Annotated in this window: 24 protein-coding genes; 12 read left to right on the forward strand and 12 right to left on the reverse strand. The window is 72.1% G+C overall.

All coding sequences use genetic code 11. The features are described 5' to 3' along the window. Positions 1 to 18 precede the first annotated feature (18 nt). Positions 19 to 552: a DUF6328 family protein gene (locus OHA65_RS31890; RefSeq protein ID WP_328764362.1), complete on the reverse strand. Its 534-nt coding sequence runs from the start codon at positions 550 to 552 to the stop codon at positions 19 to 21. Here OHA65_RS31890 and OHA65_RS31895 point away from each other — a divergent pair. Next, positions 539 to 1195: a GNAT family N-acetyltransferase gene (locus OHA65_RS31895; protein ID WP_371645417.1), complete on the forward strand. Its 657-nt coding sequence runs from the start codon at positions 539 to 541 to the stop codon at positions 1193 to 1195. The two genes, OHA65_RS31890 and OHA65_RS31895, sit on opposite strands and share 14 nt — an antisense overlap. On the opposite strand, the gene OHA65_RS31900 is transcribed toward OHA65_RS31895, so the two are convergent. The 5 genes from OHA65_RS31900 to OHA65_RS31920 form a co-directional block, all read right to left on the reverse strand. Next, a complete protein-coding gene (locus tag OHA65_RS31900) occupies positions 1150 to 1941 on the reverse strand; it encodes an ABC transporter permease (RefSeq protein ID WP_327279605.1) in 792 nt (263 codons plus the stop codon). The genes OHA65_RS31895 and OHA65_RS31900 overlap by 46 nt on opposite strands. Continuing rightward, positions 1938 to 2939: an ATP-binding cassette domain-containing protein gene (locus OHA65_RS31905; protein WP_328764363.1), complete on the reverse strand. Its 1002-nt coding sequence runs from the start codon at positions 2937 to 2939 to the stop codon at positions 1938 to 1940. Before OHA65_RS31905 ends, OHA65_RS31900 begins: the two co-directional genes overlap by 4 nt. 40 nt (positions 2940 to 2979) lie before the next feature. Next, the gene (locus tag OHA65_RS31910; RefSeq protein ID WP_327279607.1) at positions 2980 to 3816 is read right to left on the reverse strand and encodes a DUF4097 family beta strand repeat-containing protein; all 837 of its coding nucleotides are present in this window, start codon (positions 3814 to 3816) and stop codon (positions 2980 to 2982) included. A 127-nt stretch (positions 3817 to 3943) separates the two neighbouring features. Then, positions 3944 to 4471 carry a hypothetical protein gene (locus OHA65_RS31915; RefSeq protein WP_328764364.1) on the reverse strand — a complete coding sequence of 176 codons (528 nt, stop codon included), beginning with the start codon at positions 4469 to 4471 and terminating at the stop codon, positions 3944 to 3946. A 136-nt stretch (positions 4472 to 4607) separates the two neighbouring features. Then, positions 4608 to 4883: an acylphosphatase gene (locus OHA65_RS31920; protein ID WP_327279609.1), complete on the reverse strand. Its 276-nt coding sequence runs from the start codon at positions 4881 to 4883 to the stop codon at positions 4608 to 4610. A 411-nt stretch (positions 4884 to 5294) separates the two neighbouring features. Between OHA65_RS31920 and OHA65_RS31925 the strand changes: the two genes are divergently transcribed. The 4 genes from OHA65_RS31925 (at position 5295) to OHA65_RS31940 (ending at position 11640) form a co-directional block, all read left to right on the forward strand. Beyond that, positions 5295 to 5513 carry a hypothetical protein gene (locus OHA65_RS31925; protein ID WP_054223694.1) on the forward strand — a complete coding sequence of 73 codons (219 nt, stop codon included), beginning with the start codon at positions 5295 to 5297 and terminating at the stop codon, positions 5511 to 5513. 94 nt (positions 5514 to 5607) lie between these two features. After that, positions 5608 to 6414 (forward strand): HlyD family efflux transporter periplasmic adaptor subunit, encoded by an 807-nt coding sequence (locus OHA65_RS31930; protein WP_329315195.1) that lies wholly within the window; start codon positions 5608 to 5610, stop codon positions 6412 to 6414. Between the two features lie 110 nt (positions 6415 to 6524). Further along, a complete protein-coding gene (locus OHA65_RS31935; RefSeq protein ID WP_405763469.1) occupies positions 6525 to 8660 on the forward strand; it encodes an NHLP family bacteriocin export ABC transporter peptidase/permease/ATPase subunit in 2136 nt (711 codons plus the stop codon). Positions 8661 to 8793: 133 nt separating this feature from the next. Further along, positions 8794 to 11640, forward strand: coding sequence for an NHLP bacteriocin export ABC transporter permease/ATPase subunit (locus OHA65_RS31940; protein WP_405759311.1), 2847 nt, complete (start codon positions 8794 to 8796; stop codon positions 11638 to 11640). Here OHA65_RS31940 and OHA65_RS31945 read toward each other — a convergent pair. After that, positions 11637 to 12320 carry a YitT family protein gene (locus OHA65_RS31945; protein ID WP_405762951.1) on the reverse strand — a complete coding sequence of 228 codons (684 nt, stop codon included), beginning with the start codon at positions 12318 to 12320 and terminating at the stop codon, positions 11637 to 11639. The genes OHA65_RS31940 and OHA65_RS31945 overlap by 4 nt on opposite strands. A 244-nt stretch (positions 12321 to 12564) precedes the next feature. On the opposite strand from OHA65_RS31945, the gene OHA65_RS31950 reads away from it, so the two are divergent. Then, on the forward strand, positions 12565 to 14346 hold the full coding sequence (locus OHA65_RS31950; protein ID WP_327279612.1) for a VanW family protein: 1782 nt from the start codon (positions 12565 to 12567) through the stop codon (positions 14344 to 14346). Between the two features lie 57 nt (positions 14347 to 14403). Here OHA65_RS31950 and OHA65_RS31955 read toward each other — a convergent pair whose 3' ends face one another. Then, entirely contained in the window at positions 14404 to 14625 is a 222-nt protein-coding gene (locus OHA65_RS31955) for an acyl-CoA carboxylase epsilon subunit (RefSeq protein WP_327279613.1), read from the reverse strand. After that, a complete protein-coding gene (locus tag OHA65_RS31960; protein WP_327279614.1) occupies positions 14622 to 15875 on the reverse strand; it encodes a cytochrome P450 in 1254 nt (417 codons plus the stop codon). The genes OHA65_RS31955 and OHA65_RS31960 overlap by 4 nt, the downstream gene beginning before the upstream one ends. A 204-nt stretch (positions 15876 to 16079) precedes the next feature. On the opposite strand from OHA65_RS31960, the gene OHA65_RS31965 reads away from it, so the two are divergent. From OHA65_RS31965 to OHA65_RS31980, 4 genes are read left to right on the forward strand one after another with little or no spacing between them, the layout of a single operon-like run. After that, on the forward strand, positions 16080 to 17129 hold the full coding sequence (locus tag OHA65_RS31965; RefSeq protein WP_327279615.1) for a type III polyketide synthase: 1050 nt from the start codon (positions 16080 to 16082) through the stop codon (positions 17127 to 17129). Positions 17130 to 17157: 28 nt separating this feature from the next. After that, positions 17158 to 18375 (forward strand): cytochrome P450, encoded by a 1218-nt coding sequence (locus OHA65_RS31970; RefSeq protein ID WP_327279616.1) that lies wholly within the window; start codon positions 17158 to 17160, stop codon positions 18373 to 18375. Further along, positions 18372 to 18908 (forward strand): cupin domain-containing protein, encoded by a 537-nt coding sequence (locus tag OHA65_RS31975; protein WP_327279617.1) that lies wholly within the window; start codon positions 18372 to 18374, stop codon positions 18906 to 18908. The genes OHA65_RS31970 and OHA65_RS31975 overlap by 4 nt, the downstream gene beginning before the upstream one ends. A 46-nt stretch (positions 18909 to 18954) precedes the next feature. Then, a complete protein-coding gene (locus OHA65_RS31980) occupies positions 18955 to 19890 on the forward strand; it encodes a hypothetical protein (RefSeq protein WP_328764367.1) in 936 nt (311 codons plus the stop codon). Here OHA65_RS31980 and OHA65_RS31985 read toward each other — a convergent pair. From OHA65_RS31985 to OHA65_RS31995, 3 genes are all read right to left on the reverse strand, one after another. Beyond that, complete coding sequence (locus OHA65_RS31985) at positions 19879 to 21396, reverse strand: MFS transporter (protein WP_327279619.1); 1518 nt, start codon at positions 21394 to 21396, stop codon at positions 19879 to 19881. The genes OHA65_RS31980 and OHA65_RS31985 overlap by 12 nt on opposite strands. A gap of 147 nt (positions 21397 to 21543) precedes the next feature. Next, positions 21544 to 22707, reverse strand: coding sequence for an NUDIX hydrolase (locus tag OHA65_RS31990; RefSeq protein WP_327279620.1), 1164 nt, complete (start codon positions 22705 to 22707; stop codon positions 21544 to 21546). A 70-nt stretch (positions 22708 to 22777) separates the two neighbouring features. Continuing rightward, positions 22778 to 23401, reverse strand: coding sequence for a LysE/ArgO family amino acid transporter (locus tag OHA65_RS31995; RefSeq protein WP_327279622.1), 624 nt, complete (start codon positions 23399 to 23401; stop codon positions 22778 to 22780). Positions 23402 to 23470: 69 nt separating this feature from the next. On the opposite strand from OHA65_RS31995, the gene OHA65_RS32000 reads away from it, so the two are divergent. Together OHA65_RS32000 and OHA65_RS32005 are read left to right on the forward strand one after the other, a co-directional pair. Next, the gene (locus OHA65_RS32000; protein WP_327279623.1) at positions 23471 to 24391 is read left to right on the forward strand and encodes a LysR family transcriptional regulator ArgP; all 921 of its coding nucleotides are present in this window, start codon (positions 23471 to 23473) and stop codon (positions 24389 to 24391) included. A 9-nt stretch (positions 24392 to 24400) separates the two neighbouring features. Further along, positions 24401 to 24793: a TOBE domain-containing protein gene (locus OHA65_RS32005; protein WP_327279624.1), complete on the forward strand. Its 393-nt coding sequence runs from the start codon at positions 24401 to 24403 to the stop codon at positions 24791 to 24793. Positions 24794 to 24855: the final 62 nt, after the last annotated feature.

Genomic DNA, 24855 nt, shown 5'->3' on the forward strand with positions numbered 1-24855 from the left:
GCCGACGGTCATCGCCGGTCATCGCCGGTGGCGCACGCGGCACCAGAGCGGCATGCCGATCCACAGCCAGACCACCCCGCTGAGGATCACGGACGCGAGCACCGCGGACTTCCCGGCGCCGAGCACCATGGTCACCACCAGGAGGAGCGAACTGCTCATCGCCAGCATGAGCAGGACGAGTCCGACCAGCGCCAGCCTGTTGGAGACCGTGACCAGCTCGGTGCGCACGTCGCAGCGGAAGACCACCCGGTGGGAGGGGGCGGGCGAGGTGAGGAAGGCCGCGGCACCGAAGGCGATCAGGAGCGTGAGCACGTACTGGTCGCCTCGCTCGCCTCGGGTGCGGTGGTACCGGGTGGAACCGTCCGGGGCGGGCGTGCGGAGGGCTGCTCGGGAACCGGTCGAAGCGCGTACCTCTTGGCCGTCAGGGCCATGGCGGGCCCCGCCCCGCTCCGCGCGGGGCAGGGCCCTTGATCGTTTCCCGGGGCGGGCGGATAATGGCTGCCCGTAGAAGTGGATGCGGGGGACGGGCGGGGCGGGTATGGAGCGGGCCACTGGGGCGGTGGAGCTCGTGGGGGAGCGGGTGCGGCTGGAGCCGCTGGAGCTCCGGCACCACGACGGGCTGTGCGAGGCGGTTCGCGACGGCAGCCTGTGGGAGCTCGCGGTGACCCTCGTCCCGCACCCGGACGATGTCCGCGGCTTCATCGAGACGGCGATGGCGGCCCGCGCCGAGGGGACGCAGATCCCGTTCGCGACGGTGGACGCGCAGACGGGGCGGGTCGTCGGCTCGACCCGGCTGATGGTGATCAACACCGAGCAGCGGCGGCTGGAGATCGGCTGGACGTTCCTCGCGGAGTCCTGGCAGCGGACCGGCCTGAACGCCGAGGCGAAGCAGCTGATGCTGACGTACGCCTTCGAGACGATGGGGATGAACCGCGTAGAGCTGCTGACCGACGTGCGGAACGCGAAGTCACGGGCGGCGATCGCCCGGCTGGGCGCCACGCACGAGGGCGTACTGCGGCACCACATGGTGATGCGCGACGGCTGGATCCGCGACACCGCGGTGTACAGCATCACGCGGCCGGAATGGCCCGACGTGAAGCGCGCGTTGGAGAGTCGCGCGGCCGCGCGGGCCGGGGCGGACGCGGATGCTCAGCGTCGGGCCGGGCGGGTGAAGGCGGAGCGCGCCCAGAGGTAGCCGACGAGGGCGAGGCCTGCGCACCAGGCGAGCGCGACGTATCCGCTGGTGCCGATCGCGGTGCCCATCAGCAGGCCGCGCAGGGTCTCGATGACCGGCGTGAAGGGCTGGTACTCGGCGAACCAGCGCAGCCCGGTCGGCATCGAGTCGGTCGGCACGATGGCGCTGCCGAGGAACGGCAGGAAGGTCAGTGGCAGCGGTGCGTTGCTCGCCGACTCCGGGGTCTTGGCCACCAGGCCCATGCCGGCCGACAGCCAGGTCAGCGCCAGGATGAGCAGGGTGAGCAGGCCGATCGCGGCGAGCCACTCGACCGGGGAGGCGTCGGGGCGGAAACCGATCGCGAGCGCGACGCCGATCACCAGGGCGACGGCGATGAGGGTCTGGATGACGCTGCCGACGACGTGCCCGGTCAGGAACGCGGCGCGTGAGATCGACATCGTGCGGAAGCGGTTGACGATGCCCTCGGTCATGTCGACGCAGACGCCGACGGCCGTCATGACGGCCCCGGCGGTCGCGGCCATCAAAATGATGCCGGGCGCGACGTAGTCGATGTACGCGCCGCCACCGGTGGGAGCTCCGGAGATCCCGGCTCCCAGTGCACCGCCGAAGGCGTAGTTGAACAACAGCAGCATCATCACCGGCATGATGACGACGGAGAGCGTCATCGTGGGGTAGCGCAGCGCGTGCTTGAGGTTGCGCCGCAGCATCGTCATGGAGTCGCTGACGGCGTACGCGAGCGTGCTCATCGGGCCACCTCCGTGGTGGTGTCGGTCGTGCCGTGGCCCGTGAGGGTCAGGAAGACGTCGTCGAGGTCGGGTGTGTGCACGGTCAGCGACTCGGCCCGCAGCGACGCGCCGTCGAGGACGTCGAGCACGGCCCGCAGGATGGGGATGCCTCCGTCGCTGGGGATGCGGAGCGTGAGCTCCTCGGGATCGGTGGTTCCGGTGCCGAAGTGGCGTGCGGCGGAGTCGAGTTCGGTGGGATCCGAGAAGCGCAGCCTGATGTGCCCGCCGGGAATGAGGCGCTTGAGTTCGTTCGCGGTGCCCTCGGCGACCAGCCTGCCCTTGTCGAGCACGGCGATGCGGTCGGCGAGCTGGTCGGCTTCCTCCAGGTACTGCGTGGTCAAGAAGATGGTGACGCCGTCGTCGGCGACGAGCCTGCGGATGATCTCCCACATGGTGCGGCGGCTGCGGGGATCGAGGCCGGTGGTCGGCTCGTCGAGGAAGATGATGCGCGGGGCGCCGACCAGGGTCATCGCCAGGTCGAGCTTGCGGCGCATGCCGCCGGAGAGGGTGGAGACCGGCTTGCGGGCGGCCTCGGTCAGTTCGAAGCGCTCCAGGAGTTCGGCCGCCCGGCGGCGGCCCTCCTGGCGGGGCAGGTGCCGTAGGTCCGCCATCAGGTGCAGGTTCTCCTCGGTGGTGAGGAGGTGGTCCACGGCGGCGAACTGGCCGGTGACCCCGATGGCGGCGCGGACGCCGTCGGGCCGGTCGGCGAGGTCGTGGCCGGCGACGCGCGCCTGCCCGGCGTCGGCGGTGATCAGCGTCGACAGGATCTCGACGGTGGTGGTCTTGCCGGCTCCGTTGGGGCCGAGCAAGGCGAAGACCGTGCCCTCGGGGATGTTCAGGTCGATGCCGTCGAGGACGACCTTGTCGCCGTACGACTTGTGCAGGCCGACGGCGGAGATGGCGGGCGGGGCGGTGGCTCCGGCCTCGGTCGTGGCCGTGGCGGTGGGTATCGCGGTCATGGGTTTCCGCTTTCCTTTCGTCCTGCCGGGCGGGTCGGGGTCAGGCGCGACGGATCACGATGTCGCCGACATGGGTACGGGCATGGACCTCGACGGTCTCGTCGGAGGCGTCGGGGCCTTCGGCCGCGCCGAGCGCGTTGCGGACCGTGCCGAACTTGGAGTGGACGTCCAGCCAGGCCGCGGTGGACTCGCGGATGCCGACCTCGACGTCCCCGACGGCGGTCTGGAGGTTGATCGTGCCGCGCGCCACCTGGTTCACGCTGATGGCGCCGTTGGCGGACTTGGCCTCGACCGAGGTCCGCGCGGTGCCGACCGAGATGCGGCCGTTGGCCGCGTTGACCTTGAGGGGGCCGCTGATCTCGCCGATCGCGGTCTCGCCGTTCCCGTTCTTGACGGTCGCCGCTCCCACGATCTCGCCGACGTCGACGCGGCCCGACCCGTGGATCTCGGCGTCGCCCACGGCCCGGTCGACGCGGATGTCGCCGTGGTCGGTCCGCAGGTTCACGACGGTGGCCTCGTCGAGCCGGATGTCGCCGAGCGAGGTCTTGATGCGGCACTCGCCGAGGGGTCCCTCGCAGAGGTAGTCCCCCATGGGGGAGGTGCCGCGGACCTGCGAGCCGGCGGGCAGTTCGACGATCACGTCGATCGAACCGACCTTGCCGAACAAGGAGCGCTTCTTGGGTCCCCTGACCGTCAGCGTGCCGTTGGCGTAGGTGACCTTCGCGTCCTGTGCCGCCCGTACGTCGATGTCGACGGCGCCGTTGCTCGGCAGCACCTCGACGACGGTGTCCTGGCGCTTGCCCGCGACGATGCGGACGTCGCCGATTTCGAATTCGAGGATCGCGGTGATGGGTCCGGCGGTTTCGTAAGAAGGCATGGCTGTCCCGTCCTCTTGGTTTTGAAGGGTGTTGACGCAGGTGGGGCGCTCGTACGGGTACGAGTGCGGGTACGGGTACGGGTACGAGTACGAGTGCGTGCGTGTGCGGCGGAGCGCGGTACCGGGGCTAGCGGACCCAGCCCCGGTAGCCCTGGCCGTGGCGCTGGGCGCGGGCGGGCGGGCGGGCCGCCGCGCCGCCCGGTTCCAGGGCGATGGTCACGGCCCGAACGAGCCAGGCGTTGACCGATAGGCCCTCCTGCCCGGCCGCGTCCTCCACCCGGGCCTTGAGGGGCGCCGGGAGCCGGAAGTTGATGCGGGCGGTGGCGCCGTCGTCGCCTTCCACGGTGAGTGGCGCCATGGGTGCCACGGATGGCGCCACCGGGGGGCCGGCCTCCTCGGGGACCTCCGGGCCGGGCGGCGCCGTCACCACGAACTCGGGGTCGAGACCCCGCAGTCGCACGTCCACCGAACCCGGGGCGAGCTCACGGGTGATCTCGTCCGAGGCGGCGGACAGGGCGTTGAGGAGGGTCAGTCGGGCGGCGGACTCCAGCGGGGCGGTCAGTCGCTCGGCCAGGGCGCGGGCCTCGTCCCCGCCGGCGTTCGCGGCGACCGCGAGCTCATGGCGGAGGTGATCGACGTAGGGGGTCAGGTCCATGTGCGCCATAGTGGCACCATCATGGCGCCATCGCAAGCATCGGTGGCGCCATGGTGAGTCGCGGTGGCGCCACTTGGCGTCCTATGGCCCCCTGCGGTGCCGGTCGATGCCCTGTGGCGCCGCGTGGCGCCACCGGTCAGTCGCGGACCTCGAAGCCTTCGAGTCCCTCGGGCCGTTCCTCCCGGACCTCGACGCGGGCCACGCTCGCCGCGCTCGGGCCGTGGTGGGCCCACTCGACCATCCCGGCGACCGCGGTCGCGGCTCCCTCGAACGCGGCCTCGACGGTGCCGTCGGGCAGGTTGCGCACCCAGCCGGCCACGTCGTGATCGAGGGCGGTGCGGCGGCAGGTGTCGCGGAAGAAGACTCCCTGCACCACGCCGTGGACGACCACTCGGCTGCGAACCCGCTCCATGGGTCGACCGTAGCCGGGTGGCGTCGGATCGGTGCGGAGCGTGACCGGCCCGTCACGTCGTGTCGCTGTCGCAAATCTTCACGCGGTGAAAGTGGAGGGGATGCCTCCCGTTACATTCCTCCTCGAAGACGATGGCGGTTTGGGTCGATTTGGCGCCAGGGGTCGGCGGGGCGTCGGACTTTGTTACTCGATCTCGTGGAGAACCCGTGGTGATCCGCCGAATCAATCGGGAAGCCCTCCGGGGGAACCGTCATCTCGCGTGTTCGAGGGCGTCAACACGGTTCGCCCGGCCGCCCGTTCGCGTGCTTACATCTGCCCACCGCAGCAATGCCGGTAAGTGGTCGGACCGCCTTGTCGCGGGCCGCCCACGTCATGTGAGAAGCAATCAGACGACTGAAGGGTGCGCACATCATGCGTAACGACATCGAGACCCGTGAGATCGCCGACGACGAACTGGACGCGGTTTCCGGCGGTGTCAGCATTTCCGGTGGCCTGCTCGGCGGTGTGACCGGCGACGTCTTCCACGTCGTGAACGAGGTCACCTCGCTCCAGACGGTCCACGGCGCCCTGTCCCTGCCCGGCCAGGTCGAGGGCATCGTCGGCGTCCGCGCCGGTGTCGCCGGCCTCTGAGCCGAACCGGACAACAGTGCGCGTGAACCCCGGGACGTCAGCGTTCCGGGGTTCACGGGTGCCCGTTTCATGAAATGCAGTCGAAGGACAGGTCGTGCAGTTCCGTCAAAAGGCGCTCTCCAAGCTGCAATCGCCCGAAGAACTCGATCTGCCCGTACGTTTCGCACGCCCGCAGGGTCGATTCGTTCTCGCCGTCACCGTCCTCGTCATGACCGCCGCGGGTTTCTGGGCATTCACCGGATCGGTTTCCTCCAAGCAGAGCGCACCCGGCATCCTCACGCGTGCCGAAGGCAGTTATCTGCTGCAGAGCCCCTTCTCCGGACAGGTCACCGCCGTGGTCGCCAAAGAGGGCCAGCTCCTTTCCCCCGGCGCGCCCCTGCTCCAGGTCGCCACGGACCAGGGGGAGCGGACCGTACGGGTGGTCGCGGGCGGGCGGGTGACGAGCCTGGTGGCCAAGACGGGCGCGGTCCTCACGACGGGCGCCGACGTCGCCACCGTGGAACGCGTGAAGAACGCGGACGACCCGCTGGTGGCCGTGCTCTACCTGCCCGCAGCGAGCGGCGCGGAGATCCGCCCCGGGGCCTCCGTCGACCTGAACGTCCAGTCCGTGCCCCAACAGCGGTTCGGCGTACTGCGCGGCCGGGTCAAGGAAGTCGGCCGCGCCCCCCAGACCGGGGCCCAGCTCGCCGGCTTCCTCGGCGACACCCGCCTCGCCGCCGAGTTCGCGCGCCAGGGCGATCCCGTAGCGGTGCTCGTACAGCTCGAACGCTCCTCCGCGACCGCGTCCGGCTACCGGTGGTCCTCCGCGGACGGGCCCCCTTACGCCCTCGACTCCACGACCCGGGTCACCGGAGCCGTCCACCTTCCCGCACAGCGCCCCGTCGATTGGCTGCTCCCGTGACCGCCGTGCCACAGGCCTCCCGCGTCCCGTCCGGCGGCCGCCGGCGCCGCCGACCGCCCGTTCCCCGGGGCCGAACGCCCCGCCCCGTACGCACGCCCACCGTGCTCCAGATGGAGGCGGTGGAGTGCGGCGCCGCAGCGCTGGCCATGGTGCTCGGCCGGCACGGCCGCTTCGTACCGCTGGAAGAGCTGCGCATCGCCTGCGGGGTGTCCCGCGACGGCTCGCGCGCCGGCAACCTCCTCAAGGCCGCCCGCGGATACGGGCTGACGGCCAAGGGCATGCAGATGGACCTGGCCGCGCTCGCCGGAGTGAGCCCTCCGGCCATCCTCTTCTGGGAGTTCAACCACTACGTCGTCTACGACGGCACGGGCCGCCGCTTCGGCCGCCGGGGCGTGTACGTCAACGACCCCGCCAAGGGTCGGCGGTTCGTCCCCATGGAGGAGTTCGACACCGCCTACACCGGTATCGCGCTGGTCTTCGAGCCCGGCCCGGGCTTCCGCCGCAGCGGCCGCAGGCAGGGCGTCCTGAGCGCCGTGCCGGCCCGGCTGCGCGGCACTTCGGGCACCATGCTCGCCGCCGTGCTCTCCAGCCTCCTGCTGGTGGCCGTCGGCGCGACCGTGCCCGCGCTGAGCCGTACGTACATCGACATGTTCCTCATCGGCGAGCAGACGTCCCTGTTGGGCGTGCTCTTCCCGTCGATGGCGGCGGCCCTGCTGCTCACCGCGGTCCTCACCTCGCTCCAGCAGGCCAACCTGCTGCGCGGCCGCATCATCTCCTCGACGCTCGGCAGCGCCCGCTTCCTGCGGCACCTGCTGCGGCTGCCGGTCTCCTTCTACGCCCAGCGCAATCCGGCCGACCTGGTCCAGCGCCTGCAGTCCAACGACGCGGTCGCCGAAACCCTCGCCCGGGACGTCGCCGCCGCGGGCGTGGACGCCGTGGTGGTCGTGCTCTACGCGGTCCTGCTGTGGACGTACGACCCACAACTCACCGCCGTCGGGGTGCTCATCGCCCTGCTCAACCTCGTGGCCGTGCGGATCGTGATGCGGGTGCGGGCCACCGGCACCCAGAAGCTGCGTGCCGAGAGCGCCAGGCTCACCAACACCTCGTACAGCGGCCTCCAGCTCATCGAGACGATGAAGGCCACCGGCGGGGAGAACGCCTTCTTCCGCCGCTGGGCCGGTCAACACGCGGTCACCCTCGACGTACAGCAGCGGCTCGGCGTCCCCAGTACCTGGCTCGCCGTCGTCGCGCCGACGCTCGCCGCGCTGAACAGCGCGCTGATCCTGATGATCGGAGGCCTGCGGGCGGTGGAGGGGCACCTCTCGGTCGGCCTGCTCGTCGCCTTCCAGGCCCTCGTGACCAGCTTCACCGCGCCGATCACCCGGCTGGGCGGCGTGGCCGGACGGATCCAGGACTTCGCCGCCGACGTCGCCCGCCTCAAGGACGTCGAGAACTTCCCCGTCGACCCGCTCTACCTGCGGGACGCGCGGCACTCGCGCGGCGGGGCACCAGCCGGTACCCGCCGCCTCAAGGGCCACGTGGAGCTGGAGGGCATCACCTTCGGATACAGCCCGCTCGACGCACCCCTGCTCAAGAACGTCTCGCTCACGGTCGGCCCCGGACAGCAGGTCGCGCTCGTCGGTGGCTCCGGCAGCGGCAAGTCCACCGTCTCCCGGCTGATCTCCGGCCTCTACACCCCCTGGGAGGGCGCGATCCGCATCGACGGGATGCGGCTGGAGGACATCCCCCGCGGAGCGTTGGCCGCCTCCGTCTCCTTCGTGGACCAGGACGTCTTCCTCTTCGAGGGCACCGTCCGCGACAACGTCGCGCTGTGGGACCCCTCCATCCCGGACGAGGCCGTCGTCACCGCCCTCCAGGACGCCGCCGTGTACGAGGTGGTCGCGCGCCGCGCCGGCGGCATCCACAGCCGCGTCGAGCAGGACGGCCGCAACTTCTCGGGCGGCCAGCGCCAGCGCCTGGAGATCGCCCGTGCCCTCGTCCGCCGCCCCAGCGTCATGATCCTGGACGAGGTGACGAGCGCCCTGGACGCGGCGACCGAGCAGATCGTCATCGACAACCTGCGGCGCCGCGGCTGCGCCTGCGTGGTGATCGCCCACCGGCTGAGCACCGTACGCGACAGCGACGAGATCGTCGTGCTCGACCGGGGCACGGTCGTGGATCGCGGACGGCACGAGCAGCTGCTCGCCGCGCGGGGCGCCTACGCCGAACTGGTCAAGGAGCACTGAGGTGGCAACCCCCCACCAGACCCCCCAGATCCACGGGACCCACCAGGACTACGGGACCCACCAGGACTACGGGACCGCCCAGGACTACGGGACCCACCCGAGCCACTTCGCACCCGATCCGGTCGTCGCGGCCCTGGGCGGCCTCGGCTCGGCGGTCGACTGCACCGGCCTGCGCAGCCTGTCCCTGGAGGGGCCGCTCGTCCTGTGGCTCGTCGTCGAGGGCGAACTGGACCTGTTCGCCGTCGACGCCGCGCAGGCGGGTCACTGGCACTTCCTCGGCCGGCTGGAGCCGGGCGCGCTGCTCCTGGGCCCGGCCGACGGCCCCGCGCACACGCTGACCGGCCGACCGCTCCAGGGCTGCGCACTGCGCCGCATCGAGCTGCACGAGCTGCACCGCGCCGCGTACGCAGCCCCGGGCGCCCCCGCGGACGGAGCCTGGGGGTGGCACGCCGAGGCATGGCACGACGGATTCACCGACGGGGCGCCCAGCCCGCTGGAGGACGCCTTCGCCCGTGGCATCGGCCGCGGTCTGCGCGTGCTGTACCAGGCACCGCTGGAGAGCCGGCCGACCGCCGGTCGGGGCGGGGCCGACGACGACATCCTGTGGATGCAGGTCCCGCCGGGCAGCGTGCAGTACGGCGCCGTGTACGAGCCGCACCACGGCGCGGCCACCGCCGCGGGCACGCTCCTCGTCGACGGGGCCGTGTGGCAGGGGATGGTGGACCAGCAGTACCGGCTGCTGTCCGCCCTGGACCGTTGGATCGAGCAGGACGAGCGCGCCCACGAGGACCGCACGGCGGCCGGCATCGAGGCCGGGGAGGTCGCTCGCAGCCAGGCGGACCGGGCCCTGCTCGCCTCCATCGGCCGCTCCCGCAGGGGCTCCGGCGGCGCCGCGGGCGACGACGCGACCTTCGCCGTGTGCCGCCTGGTCGCCGCCGACGCGGGCATCGCCCTGACCGAGCCGACGGGTGCGGACGGGGCCGGCGGGCGGACGGACCCGGTCGAACGCATCGCGCTCGCCTCCCGGGTCCGCGCCCGGCCCGTCCGGCTCGCCGGGCACTGGTGGCGGGAGTACAGCGGGCCCCTGGTGGGCCGGCGCGCGGATGACGGCACGCCGGTCGCGCTGCTGTGGCGCCGCGGCCGCTACGAGGCCGTCGACCCCGCCCCCGGCGGGCGGGAGCGGGGCCGGCGCAACCAGCGCATCCACCGGGACGACGCGGCCGAATTCGCGCCGCACGCCGTCATGTTCTACCGCCCGCTGCCCGACCGGAAGCCGGGCCTGCTGCATCTGGTCCGCTTCGGCGTGCGCGGCAGCGGCCAGGACCTGCGCAGCCTCGTCATCGGCGGGCTGGGCGCGGTCGGGCTCGGCGCCGTCGTCCCCGTGGCCACGGGACGGGTGCTCGGCACGTACGTACCGCACGCCGAGGACAGCCTCATCGTGCAGACCGCGCTGGCGCTCATCGCGACCAGCGTGGTCTCGGCCGCGTTCATGCTGCTCCAGAACGTCTCCATCCTGCGCATGGAGGGCCGGGTCGAGGCCGCGTTGCAGCCGGCCGTGTGGGACCGGCTGTTGCGGCTGCCGGTGACCTTCTTCGCCGGCCGCTCCACCGGGGAACTGGCCGGCGCAGCCATGGGCATCAGCTCCATCCGCCGTGCGCTGTCCGGCATCGTCCCGGTGACCCTCCAGGCGGGCACCGTCGGCACCATCAACCTCGTGCTGCTGCTCTTCTACAGCGTGCCGCTCGCGCTGGCGGCGCTCGCCATGCTGATCGCCATCGCCGTCGTGTTCCTGGGCCTGGGATTGTGGCAGCTGCGCTACCAGCGGCAGTTGATCCGGATCGGCAACAAGCTCGACAACCAGGCGTTCCAGACGCTGCGCGGACTGCCCAAACTGAGGGTGGCCGCGGCCGAGAGCTTCGCGTACGCCGCCTGGGCCCGGGAGTTCGCCCGTACCCGCGAGCTGCAGCAGCGCATCGGCCGGATCAAGAACGTGGTCACCGTGCTCAACGCGGTCTATCTACCGCTGTGCACGCTCGTGATGTTCATGCTGCTGGCCGGACCGGCGCGGGGCAGCATGTCGGCGAGCGAGTTCCTCACGTTCAGCACCGCCGTGACCATGATGCTGTCCTCGGCCACGCAGCTGACCGGCGCCCTGCTCTCGGCCGCAGCCGTGCAGCCGATGTTCGAACAGGTCAAGCCGCTCCTGCGGGCGACCCCCGAGGTGCTCGCCGGAGGCATCCGGCCCGGGGAGCTCAGCGGCGCCGTCGAGGTGAAGAACCTCTCGTACCGGTACGCGGACGACGGCCCGCTCGTACTGGACGACGTGTCGTTCCAGGTGCGGCCCGGTGAATTCGTCGCCGTCGTCGGGGCCAGCGGCTGCGGCAAGTCGACCCTGCTGCGCATGCTCATCGGTTTCGACCGGCCGGCCTCCGGCAGCGTCCTGTACGACGGCCAGGAGCTGGCCGCACTCGACCAGGCGGCCGTACGCCGCCAGTGCGGGGTCGTCCTCCAGAACGCGCAGCCGTTCTCCGGGTCGATCTTCGACTGCATCCGCGGCTCCGGAACCTACTCCCTCGAAGAGGCGGGGGAGGCCGCCGCGCTGGCGGGCCTCGCCGAGGACATCAAGGCCATGCCGATGGGCATGCACACCGTGCTGTCCGACGGCGGTGGCACGGTCTCGGGCGGGCAGCGCCAACGGCTGATGATCGCCCAGGCCCTCATCGGCAAGCCGCGCATCCTGTTCCTCGACGAGGCCACGAGCGCGCTGGACAACGAAGCCCAGCGCGTGGTCATCGAGTCCACCCGCGCCCTGCGCGCCACCCGCATCGTGATCGCCCACCGACTGTCCACCGTCCTGGACGCCGACCGGGTGATCGTCATGGCGGACGGGCGCATCGCCCAGCAGGGGACGCCCGCCGAGCTGCTCGCCGATGCGGCGGGACCGTTCCACGAGCTGGTCCGCCGCCAGGTCGGCCCCTAGGTCGGGGCCGGGGCCGGTGCCGGGGCTGCCGACGGGGTGCCAGCCCGGTCGGCGGACGGGGAGGCGTCCTCCTCGGGCGGGAGGGCGAACACCCGGAGGAAGAGCTGTGAGAGCGGCCCGATGGCCAGTGCGTACGCCACGGTGGCGACACCGGCCGTGCCGCCCAGCAGGACGCCGGCCACGAGGACGGTCAGCTCGATCCCGGTGCGCACCAGCCGCAGCGACCAACCGGTCCGCCGGTGCAGCCCGGTCATCAGGCCGTCGCGCGGCCCCGCCCCGAAGCGGGCGGCGATGTAGAGGCCGGTCGCGGCACCGTTGAGGACGATGCCCGCGGCCATCAGGGCGGCCTGCGCGAGGGCTCCGCGCACGTCCGGCACCACCGCGAGGGTGGCGTCCATGGTCAGGCCGATGGCGAAGACGTTGGAGAAGGTGCCCAGCCCCGGCCGCTGCCGCAGGGGTACCCACAGCAGCAGGACCAGCGCCCCGACGGCCACCGACACCGTGCCGATGCTCCACCCCGTGCGCTGGGCGAGCCCTTGGTGGAACACGTCCCACGGGTCCAGCCCCAGCCCGGCGCGGACCAGGAACGCGGAGCTCGCGCCGTACAGCGCGAGGCCGGCGTAGAGCTGGAGGAGCCGACGGGGCAGACGCCGCGTGGGGCGGGCGGGGGCGAGTGGCACCGGTGGATCCTTTCGGGAGGCCAAAAGTTGACGCATCCCACGATCTGGCATCCACCGAACAGCTCAACAGGGCCAATCGAAGGTAAGTGGCCTTGTTCGGGTGGCCTGGTTTCCGGAGTTGCTACGCGCCGTCCCCTTCGTGAGAACAGGCACATTTTCGCCCTGTTTAGTCCGAATTGGTGAATGCTGGTTCCCGGTCCAGACCGACCTACCAGCGCCACCGGCACCGGGAGAGACGAGACACATGCGACGCGTACACCGCCCGACGATCAACCGGCGGACGGCCCTGCCCCTCGTCGGCGGAGCCGCCGTCCTGGGCTTCGGCTGCCTCTACCTCACTGGTCTGGCCGTCGCCGGCGACGCCATAGCCGACGGCACCCACGTGCGCGGGGTCGACATCGGCGGCATGAGCCGTACGGAGGCCAAGGCGGCCCTCGACCACGCGCTCGGCCCCGCCGCTGCCGCCCCGATCGAGGTGCGCATCGGCGAGCGCGCCGAGCGGGCGGCCCCCGCCGCCTTCGGCCTGTCCCTGGACACCGCCGCCACCGCGGACCGCGCCGCGCAGTCCGGGTCCGACCCCGTCACCGTGATCGGGCGCCTGCTCACCCCGGCCGAGGACCGGGAGGTCGAGCCGGTGATCCGCACGGACGGCCCCACGAACACCGCCGAGGTCGACCGTCTCAACGCCGCCGGGCACGAGGCCCGCGACGGCGCCATCACCTTCGAGGACGGCACGGCCCGGGCCACCGCCCCCGTCACCGGCGTCGCCGTGCGCGCCGGCCAGACCGCCGACACCGTGCGCGCCGCCTACCTGCGCCCGCAGGGCGGTACGGTCGCGCTCCCGGTGGACCAGAAGGCTCCCGTGGTCGGCCAGCAGGAGACCACCCGGGCCCTGAAGGAGTTCGCCGAGCCCGCGATGTCCGGCCCGATCACCCTCACCGTGGCCGGAAAGCCCGTCACCCTCACCCCGGCGGTACTCGGCCGGTACCTGACGGCCGAGCCCGACGCCCACGGCCGGCTGGTCCCGAAGCTCGACGCCGAGGGACTGCTGGCCGATCCCGCGGTGGCCCGGCAGGTGGCCGCAGCCACCAGCCCGTCGCGGGGGGCCACCTTCCGCGTCGACTCCGCCGGCCGGGCGGTCGTCGCCGAGGACGGACGCTCGGGGGCGCAGGTCACCGAGAAGGCCTTCGCCGACGCGGTGGTCCCGCTGCTGACGCGCTCGGGCGCCGCCCGTACCGGGGAGGTCGCCGTGCAGACGGTGCCCCCGCGCCTGACCGCCGCGAACGCTCAGCGCCTCGGCATCAAGGAGCAGGTGTCCTCCTTCACCGTGAAGTTCCCGGCCGCGCCGTACCGCACCACCAACATCGGGCGGGCCGTGGAGCTGATCAACGGCTCCGTCGTCATGCCCGGCGAGACGTGGAGCTTCAACAAGACGGTCGGCGAGCGGACCAAGGAGAACGGCTTCGTCGACGGCATCATGATCAACGACGGCCAGTTCGTGAAGTCCCCCGGCGGCGGTGTCTCGGCGGTCGCGACGACGATGTACAACGCCATGTTCTTCGCGGGCGTCCAGCCGCTGGAGCACGGCGCCCACTCCTTCTACATCGAGCGGTACCCCGAGGGCCGCGAGGCCACCGTCGCCTGGGGCACCCTCGACCTGCGCTGGAAGAACGACTCCGGCCACGCGATCTACGTCAAGGCCGATTCCTCCGACACCTCGGTGACCATCAGCCTGCTCGGCACGAAGAAGTACGACGAGATACGCGCGACCCAGGGCCCGCGGGAGAACACCACCCCGCCGGGCAAGCGCACGGGCTCCGGCCCCACCTGCGAGGTGCAGACCCCGCTGGAGGGCTTCGACGTCAACGTCGGCCGGGTCTTCGTCCAGGGCGGCAAGGAGGTCAAGCGCGAGACCTACCGTACGCACTACACCCCGCGCGACGAGGTCACCTGCGACGACCCGCAGGCCTCCGCGACCCCGGCCGCCCCGACGGCCTCGGCCGCGCCGAAGCCGGGCCGCGCCTGACGTCTGCCGCCGACGGGGCCCGGCACGATCCGGACGACGGGCCTCGGGGGCGGGACCCTAGATGAAGGGGGAGTGCGGGCGGGCGCGCCAGGACTGCGCGGGATGGTGCACCACCGACCGCAGGTTGCGGTCCCAGTGGGCGCGGTGGTGCCGGCCGGAGCGGGGCGCGCGCGGCACGTCGGCCGCGCGCGCCAGGATGAGCAGGGCGGCCGTGAGGGCCGCCAGTTCTATGTGGTCCGGGGTGCCCCGGACCACCCGGATCCGGTGCCGGCGTATCACCAGGTCACCGGGAGGGTCTTGGGCCCGCGGATCAGCGCCCCGGCCTGCCATTCGAGCTGCTCGGGCGGCACGGCCAGGGCCAGGCGCGGATAGCGTTCGAGCAGCGTGGTGACGATGATCTCGGACTCCATCCGGGCCAGCATCGAGCCGACGCAGTGGTGGGGCCCGTTCCCGAAGGCCATGTGGGCGATCGGCCCGCGGTCGAAGTCCAGCTTGTCGGGCTCCGGGAAGACCTCGGGGTCGCGGTTGGCCGCGAGGTACGAGGAGTACACCGTCTCCCCGGCCTTGATGGTGACGCCGGCGATGTCCACGTCCCGCGTGGCGATCCGCGGCAGACCCACTCCGCTGCGGTGCGGGATGAAGCGCAGCAGCTCGTCGACGGCCTGCGGGATCATCTCCGGCTCCCGGCGCAGCCGTTCGAGGTGCTCCGGATGGGTGAGCAGGGCGTAGATCATGTTGGCGCTGTTGTTGCGGACCGCGTGCGCACCGCTCACGAGGATGGCGGTGGCGATGGAGACGGCCTCCGGCTCGGTGATCTCACCTGCGTCGGCGGCCCCGGCGAGGACTCCGGCCAGGTCGTCGCTCTGCTTCTCCCGGCGCATGGCGAGCAGGGCCACCACGCATTCGCGCACCGTCTTCAGGGCATCGGTGCTCTTGTCGGGGGACGGGCCGGGGGTCATGATCACGTTCGCCCAGGAGGTCATGTTCCTGCGCATGTCCTGGGGCATCCCCAGCAGGTCGGCGACCGCCGCGAGGGGGAACGGGCCGTGCAGGTGTTCGACCAAGTCCGCGGGTGAGCCGTGCTGCTCCATGGCGTCCAGGAGGCTGTCGGCGGTCTGCTGCACGGTCGGCCGCAGCTTCTGCATGCTCTTGCCGGTGAACGCCCGGGCGACCACCCGGCGCATGTCGTTGAGGCGCGGCGGGTCGGCGTAGTTCATCGACGCCTGCTGCGAGGCGATCGCGTGCGGGGAGGAGGCGGTGATCGTCCGGCCGACCAGTTCCCGCCTGCTGAAACGCGGGTCCGTGGTGGCCGCCTTCACGTCGGCGTAGCGCGCCATCAGCCATGCGGTGCCCTGGCCGAACGGCAGCCGGATCCGGGTGGCCCGTTTGTCCCGCAGGCGGTCGTGCAGGAACGGGTCGAAGTCCAGCGCCTCGAAGTCGTCCAGGTTCCAGCAGTGCACCGGTTCGCCCGTGGCCGGGTCCGTTTCCGGCACGTCCGGCTTGAGGGTCGTTTGCGGGTCTGAGGTCATGGTTCATCTCCCTGCGTGGATGTCACCCCCCAAGGCGCGATTCCGCGGGAAATCGGCACAGCCATCCCTTCCCTCTCGTCACGCGCTCCGCTGCCTTCACGGCGCAGCGTCACCGGATTGGCGCATGTCACCAACGCCGTAATCCCGCGCGCGCATCCGCCGGAGGTCCGTGAGGCTGTGTCAGACACGAAAGGAGAGCCACCCATGGCGACTCTGTGCAGGCCAACGGTGTGCGTGCCCGAGCACGTGATCACGATGGAGCAGACCCTGGATCTGTGCCGGTCCGTGCACGCGGACCATCCGCAGCTCGACCTGGCGCTGCGCCTGATCCGCAACACCGGCGTCGCGAAGCGGCACATCGTGCAGCCCATCGAGGAAACGCTCAAGCACCCCGGGTTCGAATCGCGCAACGCCGTGTACGAGGCCGAGGCCAAGGCGCGGGTCCCGGCGGTGGTGCGCCAGGCGCTGGAGGACGCCCAGCTCCGGGCCAAGGACATCGACATGATCATCTACGTGTCGTGCACGGGCTTCATGATGCCCTCGCTGACCGCTTGGATGATCAACGCGTTGGGCTTCCGGACGGACACCCGACAGCTGCCCATCGCCCAGCTGGGCTGCGCGGCGGGCGGCGCAGCCGTCAACCGGGCCCACGACTTCTGCACCGCCTACCCCGAGGCGAACGCGCTGATCGTGTCCTGCGAACTCTGCTCGCTGTGCTACCAGCCCAGCGACCTGGAGGTCGGCAACCTGCTCTCCAACGGCCTGTTCGGCGACGGCGTCGGTGCCGCCGTCGTCCGCGGCCGCGGCGGCACCGGTATGAAACTGCACCGCAACAGCTCGTACATCATCCCCCAGACGGAGGACTGGATCATGTACGACGTGCGGTCCACCGGGTTCCACTTCAAGCTCGACCGGCGGGTGCCCGGGACCATGGAACCGCTCGCGCCGTCGCTCAAGGAGCTGGCCAAGGCCCATGGGTGGGACGCCGCGGCGCTGGATTTCTACATCATCCACGCCGGCGGGCCCCGCATCCTGGACGACCTCAGCAAGTACCTCGGTGTGGCACCCGAGGCATTCCGCTTCAGTCGGGCCACACTGACCGAGTACGGCAACATCGCCAGCGCCGTCGTCCTGGACGCACTGCGTCGACTCTTCGACGAGAACGGCACCGCCGATGACGCGCGGGGACTGCTGGCCGGTTTCGGCCCGGGCATCACCGCAGAAATCTCACTGGGCAGCTGGACCTCGGAATGAGGCACCGGGTGAGGGAGGAATCCGAAGAATGCTGAAGGACGGCCCCGCAACCGCAAGGCCACCCATCACGCACTGGCCCACCCCGGCCCTGGACGGGGTCGACTTCGACCCCGTCCTCGCCGAGTTGATGCGGGCGGGGCCGATCACCCGGATCCGCATGCCCAACGGAAGCGGGTGGGCCTGGCTCGTCTGCCGGTACGAAGACGTGCGCATGGTGGCCAACGATCCCCGGTTCAGCCGCAAGCTGGTCGCGGAACACGATGTCACCCGTCTGGCCCCCCACTTCATCCCCGCGCCCGGTGCGGTCGGCTTCGAGGACCCGCCCGACCACACCCGGCTGCGGCGCACCGTCGCCGCCGCCTTCACCACCAGCGGGGTGGAGGCACTGCGCGCACGGGCCAAGGAGATGCTCGACGCCCTCGTCGACGGCATCCTGCGCGACGGCCCGCCCGTGGACCTGACCGAGCGCCTGCTCGCACCCTTCCCGCTCGCCGTCGTGTGCGAGCTGATGGGAGTGCCGGAGGCCGACCGGCCCTTGGTGCACGAGTGGACCACCCTGATCCTGTCCTCGGCCCAGGGCGCCGAGCGCAGCGAGCAGGCGAAGAACGACATGTGCGCCTACCTCGGCGGACGCATGCGCGAGGGTGAAGTGGCCGGTGGTGACAGCGTCATCGGGCTCCTCGTCAAGGCGGTCGAAGCCGGCGAGGTCACCGCCGAAGAGGCCACCGGCCTCGCCCTCCTGATCCAGATCGGGGGCGAGGCCGTCACCAACAACGTGGGCAACATGGTCTACATCCTGCTCACCCGTCCGGACCTGATGGACCGGATGCGCAGGGACCCGGGTGTGCGGCCCTCGGCCATCAACGAGCTGCTGCGCTACATCCCGCACCGCAACGCGGTCGGGCTCTCCCGGATCGCCCTCGAAGACGTCACCGTGGCCGGCCAGCTCATCCGGGCGGGCGAAGCGATCTACGTCTCGTACCTCGCGGCCAACCGCGACCCGGACGTCTTCCCCGACCCGCACGGGCTGGATCTGGAACGCAGCCCCAACCCGCACGTCTCCTTCGGCTACGGACCCCACTTCTGTCCCGGGAACATGCTGGCCCGCCTCGAATCCGAACTGCTCGTGGACGCCCTGCTCGACCGCTTCGCGGACCTGCGCTTCAGCGTCCCTCCGAGCGAACTGCGCTGGCGGCCAGGGGCCCTCATCCGCGGGCCCGAAGGTCTGCCCGTGACCTGGTCATGACCGCGCACGTCGCCCGCGACGGGCTGCTCGTGCCCCCGGGCCACGGCCGCAAGCTGCACACCGACGCCCAACAGGTCACGTTCAAGGTCACCGGGGAGCACTCCGCGGTGGCCTCCAGCTTCGAGGTCGTCGTACCGCCCGGGTTCGACGTCGGTGCGCACCTGCACACCCGCAGCGAAGAGCTGTTCTACGTCCTGGAGGGTGAACTCGACGTCATGGCCTTCGAGCCGCGCGTCCGTTCCGGCGACGATTGGCGACACTGGGAAGCGCTCGACGGCCGCCAGGTCGTCCGTGCCACACCCGGAACCGTCATCGTAGTTCCCCCCGGGTGTCCGCACGCCTTCGCGAACCCGACCGGCGAACCGGCCCGGATGTTCTTCCAGGCCTCTCCGCCACCCGATCACGAGCGGTACTTCGAGGAGCTCCTCGAACTGCTCGACACGAGCGCCACCCCGGATCCCGCCGCGATCCGCGAACTCCGGGTGCGCTACGACATCGAACAGCTCACGCCGTTGCGCCACGAGCTGTCCTGAACCACCACCGCTCCACCCCCCTCACACACCACGCTCGGGAGAATTGATGCTGCGCACGCGCCGCAAGCTTCGCACCGCCACGTACGCCCTGGCGACCATGGTCGCCGCCAGTGCCTCGCTAGCCGTCGGCCCGGCCAGGGCCGCCGACTCCCTGCCGTCGCACTGGTGCTACGTCAACGGTGTCGAGGCTCCGCCCGGACAGGAAGTGCGCGGAACGTCGGCCGACGACACGATCCTGTGCGAGAACGACGTCGAGAACGTGATCATCTACGGCGGGGGTGGCAACGACAACATCCGCGTCAAGGGCATGCTGATCGACTCCCAGGTGCTCGGCGGCGAGGGCGACGACACGCTCCAGGTCAACAACCTCTCTCCGCGCAACGGCAACGCCTCGGTGCGCGGCGGCGCGGGCAACGACACCATCATCACCGCGCTCGTCATGGGTACGGCGGAGCACGGCGCCAGCGTCTACGGCGACCACGGCGACGACAAGATCACCACGGGCAGCGTCATGGGCCAGCCGGGCGAGTACGAGCGCGGCGGCGGCCAGGTCTTCGGCAACGACGGCAGCGACCTGATCCGCACGGGCAACGTCGACCTCGGCGGCCGGGTCCTCGGCGGTAGCGAGAACGACGTGATCGAGCCCAAGTCGGTGGGCGCGGAGTCTGCGGGCATCGTCCAGGGCGGCCCCGGCAACGACACGGTCCGCGGCCTGAACGACACCGTCCTGACGATCGGACCGGGCTACGGCCAGGTCGACGGCGGTATCGGGACCAACACCTGCCGGGTGAAGCACTTCTCGACCGGCGACCGGGTCCGCAGCTCGCTGGCGAACTGCCCGTCCACCGAGGCGGGCCCGGCGACCCCGGCCGCCCCGGCGGCGCAGGCTCCCGCGACCCCGGCCAAGCCGGCGGCCCCCTCTTCCGCGACCCCGGCCAAGCCGGCGGCGCCCGCGGCCTCCGGCAGCCACTCACCGCGCTGACGGGCGGCGGCTCCCGGGCGCGCCATGTGAGCGCTGCATGGACAGGCCGCCGGGAAGCAGGAACAGGGTCAGCACCGCGCCGACGGCGAAGATCACCGCCGATGCCGTGAAGACCGTGTGGTAACCCTCCAGGGCAGCCCGCGCCATCAGTTCCGGCGTGGGCTGTCGGCCTGCCAGGGAGCGGGCGACGGCTCCGGCGGCAAGGGTGCTCATGAGCGCCGTGCCGACGGAGCCGCCCGTCTGCCGCATGGCGTTGACCGTCGCGGAGCCGACTCCCGCGTCCCGCGGGTCGATGCCCGCCGTACCGAGGTTCATGGCGGCCGCCGTGATCAGGCCCATGCCCAGCCCCGTGGCCACCTGGCCGGGGAGCACTTCCACCAGGTACGGGCCGCTCGCCGTGAGGTTCGTCAGCCAGGCCATGCCGCAGGCCGACAGCAGCATGCCGGTGACGATGCGCGGGCGCCCGCCGATCTTGCCCAGCAGCCCCGTGTTGCTGCCGATCGCGCTGAGCATGGTGCAGCAGGACATCGGCATGAAGGCCAGGCCCGTCAGGGCCGGGCTGTAGCCGCGGGCGTGCTGCAGGTAGTACGTGAGGAACAGGAACACCCCGAACATGCCGACACCGGTGATGAACACGGAGGCCAGCGCCGTCCCCCGGACCCGGTCGAGCACGATCCGCAGCGGCAGCAGGGGGTGTGTGCTGCGGCGCTGCCACCAGACGAACGCGGCGAGCAGCAGACCGGCGGCGGCCAGGAAGCCCAGGGTGTGCACCGACTCCCAGCCGCGGGGACCGGCCGTGGCGAGCCCGTAGACCAGGCAGAACAGCCCGGACGAAGCCAGCACCGTGCCCGGCAGGTCCAGTCGGGGAGGGGCGGTGGGCACGGACCGCTTGAGCAGCAGCACCGCGCCGATGACGGCGACGGCGGCGAAGAGCAGGTTCACGTACATGGTCGAGCGCCAGCTCAGGTGCTGGGTGAGGAACCCGCCCAGCAGCAGCCCCACGGCACCCCCGGACGCGGCGAGCGCCCCGAACACGCCGAAGGCCTTGGCGCGTTCGGCGGGGGCGGAGAACGTGGTGGTCAGCAGTGAGAGCGCGGCCGGAGCCAGCAGCGCCGCGAACACGCCCTGCAGGGCGCGGGCCGTGACGAGGATGCCGAAGGTCGCAGCGGCGCCGCCGAGCGCGGAGGCCGCCGCGAAGCCGATCTGGCCGATGAGGAAGGCCCGCCGCCGCCCGAACAGGTCGGCCAGCCTCCCGCCGAGCAGGAGCAGACTGCCGAAGGTGATCGCGTACGCGGTCACCACCCACTGCCGCTGGTCGTCGGAGAACCCGAGACCGGCCTGGGCGGAGGGCAGGGCGATGTTCACGATGGTGGCGTCGAGGACGACCATGAGTTGGGCGATGCCGATGACGGCGAGGATCCACCACCGGCGCGGATCAGGCTGCGCGGCGGCGTCGGGGAGGGCCGGAGTGGTGCTGGTTCCGGGGCGGTGCGGCTCTGCGGACATGGTGGTACTCCATGGGTTCCGCTCGTTCTCGCTGGCGAGAGGGCGTGCGCGTGTGACTGTCTGGTTCGAAGATGCGTGAGACGGCCCCGTCGCCCGCGCACCACGCCACGACGCCGTCCGGATGGACCAACGCAGCGATCGTTTCTCCTACCGTTTCCCTTTGTCGTCTCCCTTGTCGTCTCCCCCTTGGCTCTTCTTCCGCTTCCGCGCGGTGCCGGCAGGGCGGCCGGCGTGGAGTTCCAACGCGCCCGTGCCCTCGGTGCGGGCGCGCAGGCAGGCCTCGATCTGGCGGCGCAGTGACGGTTTGACCAGCGCGCGCAGCTCCCCGGCGGGCACCGCCCGCCAGCGCAGCAGCTCGAAGGGGGCGAGCCGGATCCGGGCCAGGGCGGCGGGGTCCAGGACCCCGCCGTCGTAGAGGAAGCGGATGCGGGCCGGGTAGTCGGGCTTGTGGGACCAGTTGACGCCGAGCAGCCGGCCCGGTTCGAGGTCGAGCCCGAGTTCCTCGCGCACCTCCCGGCGTGCGGCGGCGCGCGGGGTCTCGCCCAGGTCACTGTCGATCCCGCCGCCCGGCAGGTTCCAGCGCCCCGGCTTGCCGTACGTGGGCTCCACCAGCAGGATCCGGCCGGCGGCGTCGGTGTACAGCACGCTCGCCGCCGTGATCGCCTTGGGGCGGGCGGCCCGGTGGCTCGCGGCGTCGAAGGAACCTGCGTGTTCGAGGGCCGTGCGCCGCTGCGGGTCCAGGCCGGCGGGGGAGCCGGGCTGGGGCACGCCGTCGACGAGGTGTGCGAGGGAGCCGGAGTACAGGGCGGCCAGACCGGCGCGCAGCCGGGGCGCGATCCGGGCGGGCAGTACCGCGTACGCCTCCTCCGGTGCGAGCCACCGGGCCGTGGCGACCTCACCGTCCGGGAAGGAGAGCGCACCGGCCTGCTCGGGCGAGAGCGGCCCTACGAGGTGGACGTGCGCGATGAGGGCGCGGCCGAGGGAGCCGGGCCGCCGGGAGTCCACGGCGAGCAGCCGGCCCACCGGAACGGACAGGTCGAGCTCCTCCGCCAGCTCGCGCGCCAGCGCCTCCTCCGGGGTCTCGGTGTCCTCGACCGTGCCGCCAGGGAGTTCCAGGTCCGCCTTGTACGAGGGCGTCAGCACGAGGACCCGCCCGTCGCGGTCCAGCACGATCCCGGTCGCGGCGACGAGCGGGGACGGCCGGGCGGCGTAGTACGCGCGGACCTCGTCGGGGGAGGGGCGGGGGCCGGGGCGGTCGGCCGCTCGGTCGGACGGGTCGGTGGCCGGGCGGTCGGCCGGACGGTCGGGCACTGCGCACTCCTGGGGTCGGGCGGCGGTACGGGGCGGATCCGCATCCGCGCGGGCCCGCCGCGGTCCGCGGTCAGGCCCGGGCCAGGAGCATCCCGCCCATCGTGACCATGGTCGCCGCGACGAGCCCGTCCAGCACCCGCCAGGCCGAGGGGCGCGCGAGCAGGCCGCTGAGCAGCCGGGCCCCGTAGCCCAAGGTGGCGAACCAGATCAGGCTGGCCAGCCCGGCCCCGATGCCGAAGGCCCAGCGCAGGTCCCCGCGGTCCGCGGCGAGGGAGCCGACCAGCAGCACGGTGTCGAGGTAGACGTGCGGGTTGAGCCAGGTCATGGCCAGGCAGGCCAGCACGGCCCGGCGGCGGGACCCGGCGGCGTCTCCCGCGGTGTCCAGGGCGGCGCCGGGAGTGGGCCGCAGCACCCGGCGGGCGGCGAGGATCCCGTAGCAGATCAAGAAGGTGCCGCCGGCGATGGCGACCGCGGTCAGCGCGGCCGGCCAGGCGGTGACGAAGGCCCCCACCCCGGCGACCCCGAGGGCGATGAGGGCCGCGTCGGAGACGGCGCAGATCGCGACCACGGCGAGGACGGCGTGCCGGCGGACCCCCTGCCGCAGGACGAACGCGTTCTGTGCGCCGATGGCGACGATGAGGGAGAGTCCGGTGCCGAAGCCGGCGAGTGCCGCCGCGATGATGCCGTGTGTCATGTCGTCGACCGTAGGTATCGGCGCGCTTTCAGTACAGCTAAAGATTTTTACGTACCCTTAGCGTTCGTGATGGACGAGCTTCCCCTGGACCAGGTACGGACCCTCCTCGCCGTGGTGGACGAGGGCACCTTCGACGCGGCGGCCGCCGCCCTGCACGTGACCCCGTCCGCCGTCAGCCAGCGGGTCAAGGCGCTGGAGCAGCGGACCGGGCGGGTACTGCTGATGCGGACGAAACCGGTGCGGGCGACCGAGTCCGGGCAGGTGGTGGTCCGCTTCGCCCGGCAGCTGGCCCGGCTGGAGCGGGACGCGCGCGCCGAACTGGGGATGGCGCAGGAGTCGGGCGGCCCGGTGCGGCTGCCGATCGCAGTCAACGCGGACTCGCTCGCGACCTGGTTCCTGCCGGCGCTCACGCGGGTGCCGCAGGACCCGCCCGTCTTCTTCGAACTGCACCGGGAGGACGAGTCCCACACGACGGCGCTGCTACGGGAGGGTCAGGTGATGGCGGCGGTCACCTCTTCGCCGGATCCGGTGGCGGGATGCACCGTACGCGGGCTCGGACTGGCGCGGTACCTGCCGGTGGCGAGCCCCGAGTTCGCGGCGCGGTACCTGGCCGGGAGCCTCGAACAGGGATTGCGGGAGGCCCCGGTGATCCTGTTCGACCGGCGGGACGTCCTCCAGGACGGGTTCGTACGGTCGCTGACCGGCGATCAGGACGCCGGGGCGGGGCCGCTGCGCCACCACGTGCCGACCTCGGAGGGGTTCTGCGGCGCGGTCGCGGCCGGACTCGGCTGGGGACTGGTGCCCGAGCCGCAGGCCGAACCCCTGCTGCGGGACGGCGGACTGGTCCTGCTGGTACCGGGGCGGCCGCTGGACGTGCCGCTGTACTGGCAGCAGTGGAAACTCGACTCCCCGGCGCTGTCGACGGTCGCCGAGGTGATCGCGGCCGCGGCGGCCGAGGCCCTGCGCCAGGACCGGGTCCGGCAGCCGTAAGCTGCGGCCATGGAGTCCTACACGATCGGCCAGGCCGCCCGGCTGCTCGGCGTGAGCGTCGACACGGCCCGCCGCTGGGCCGACGCCGAGCGGTTCCCCACCCGTCGCGAGGGAACGCGGCGCATGGTGGACGGGCCGGACCTGGCGGCGTTCTGCGTGGAGGCCGCCCAGGAGGCAGCCGAGGGCGAGGACGCCCCGTACACCTCGGCGCGCAACGCCTTCCCGGGCATCGTCACCGCCGTGAAGCTCGGCATCGTCGACGCGCAGGTCGAGGTCCAGGCCGGGCCGCACCGCGTCGTGTCGCTGCTGACCCGCGAGGCGGTGGAGGAGCTCGGCCTGGAGGTGGGCGTCCGGGCCGTGGCCCGCGTCAAGTCGACGAGCGTCTTCATCGACCGGGTCTGAACCGGGTCTGACCGGAGCGCGGCCGGACCCCTCCGCGGGCCGCGCACGGCGGTGACCTCGGC

The sequence above is a fragment of the Streptomyces sp. NBC_00045 genome, assembly GCF_045041095.1.
In the GTDB taxonomy this organism is placed as follows: domain Bacteria; phylum Actinomycetota; class Actinomycetes; order Streptomycetales; family Streptomycetaceae; genus Streptomyces.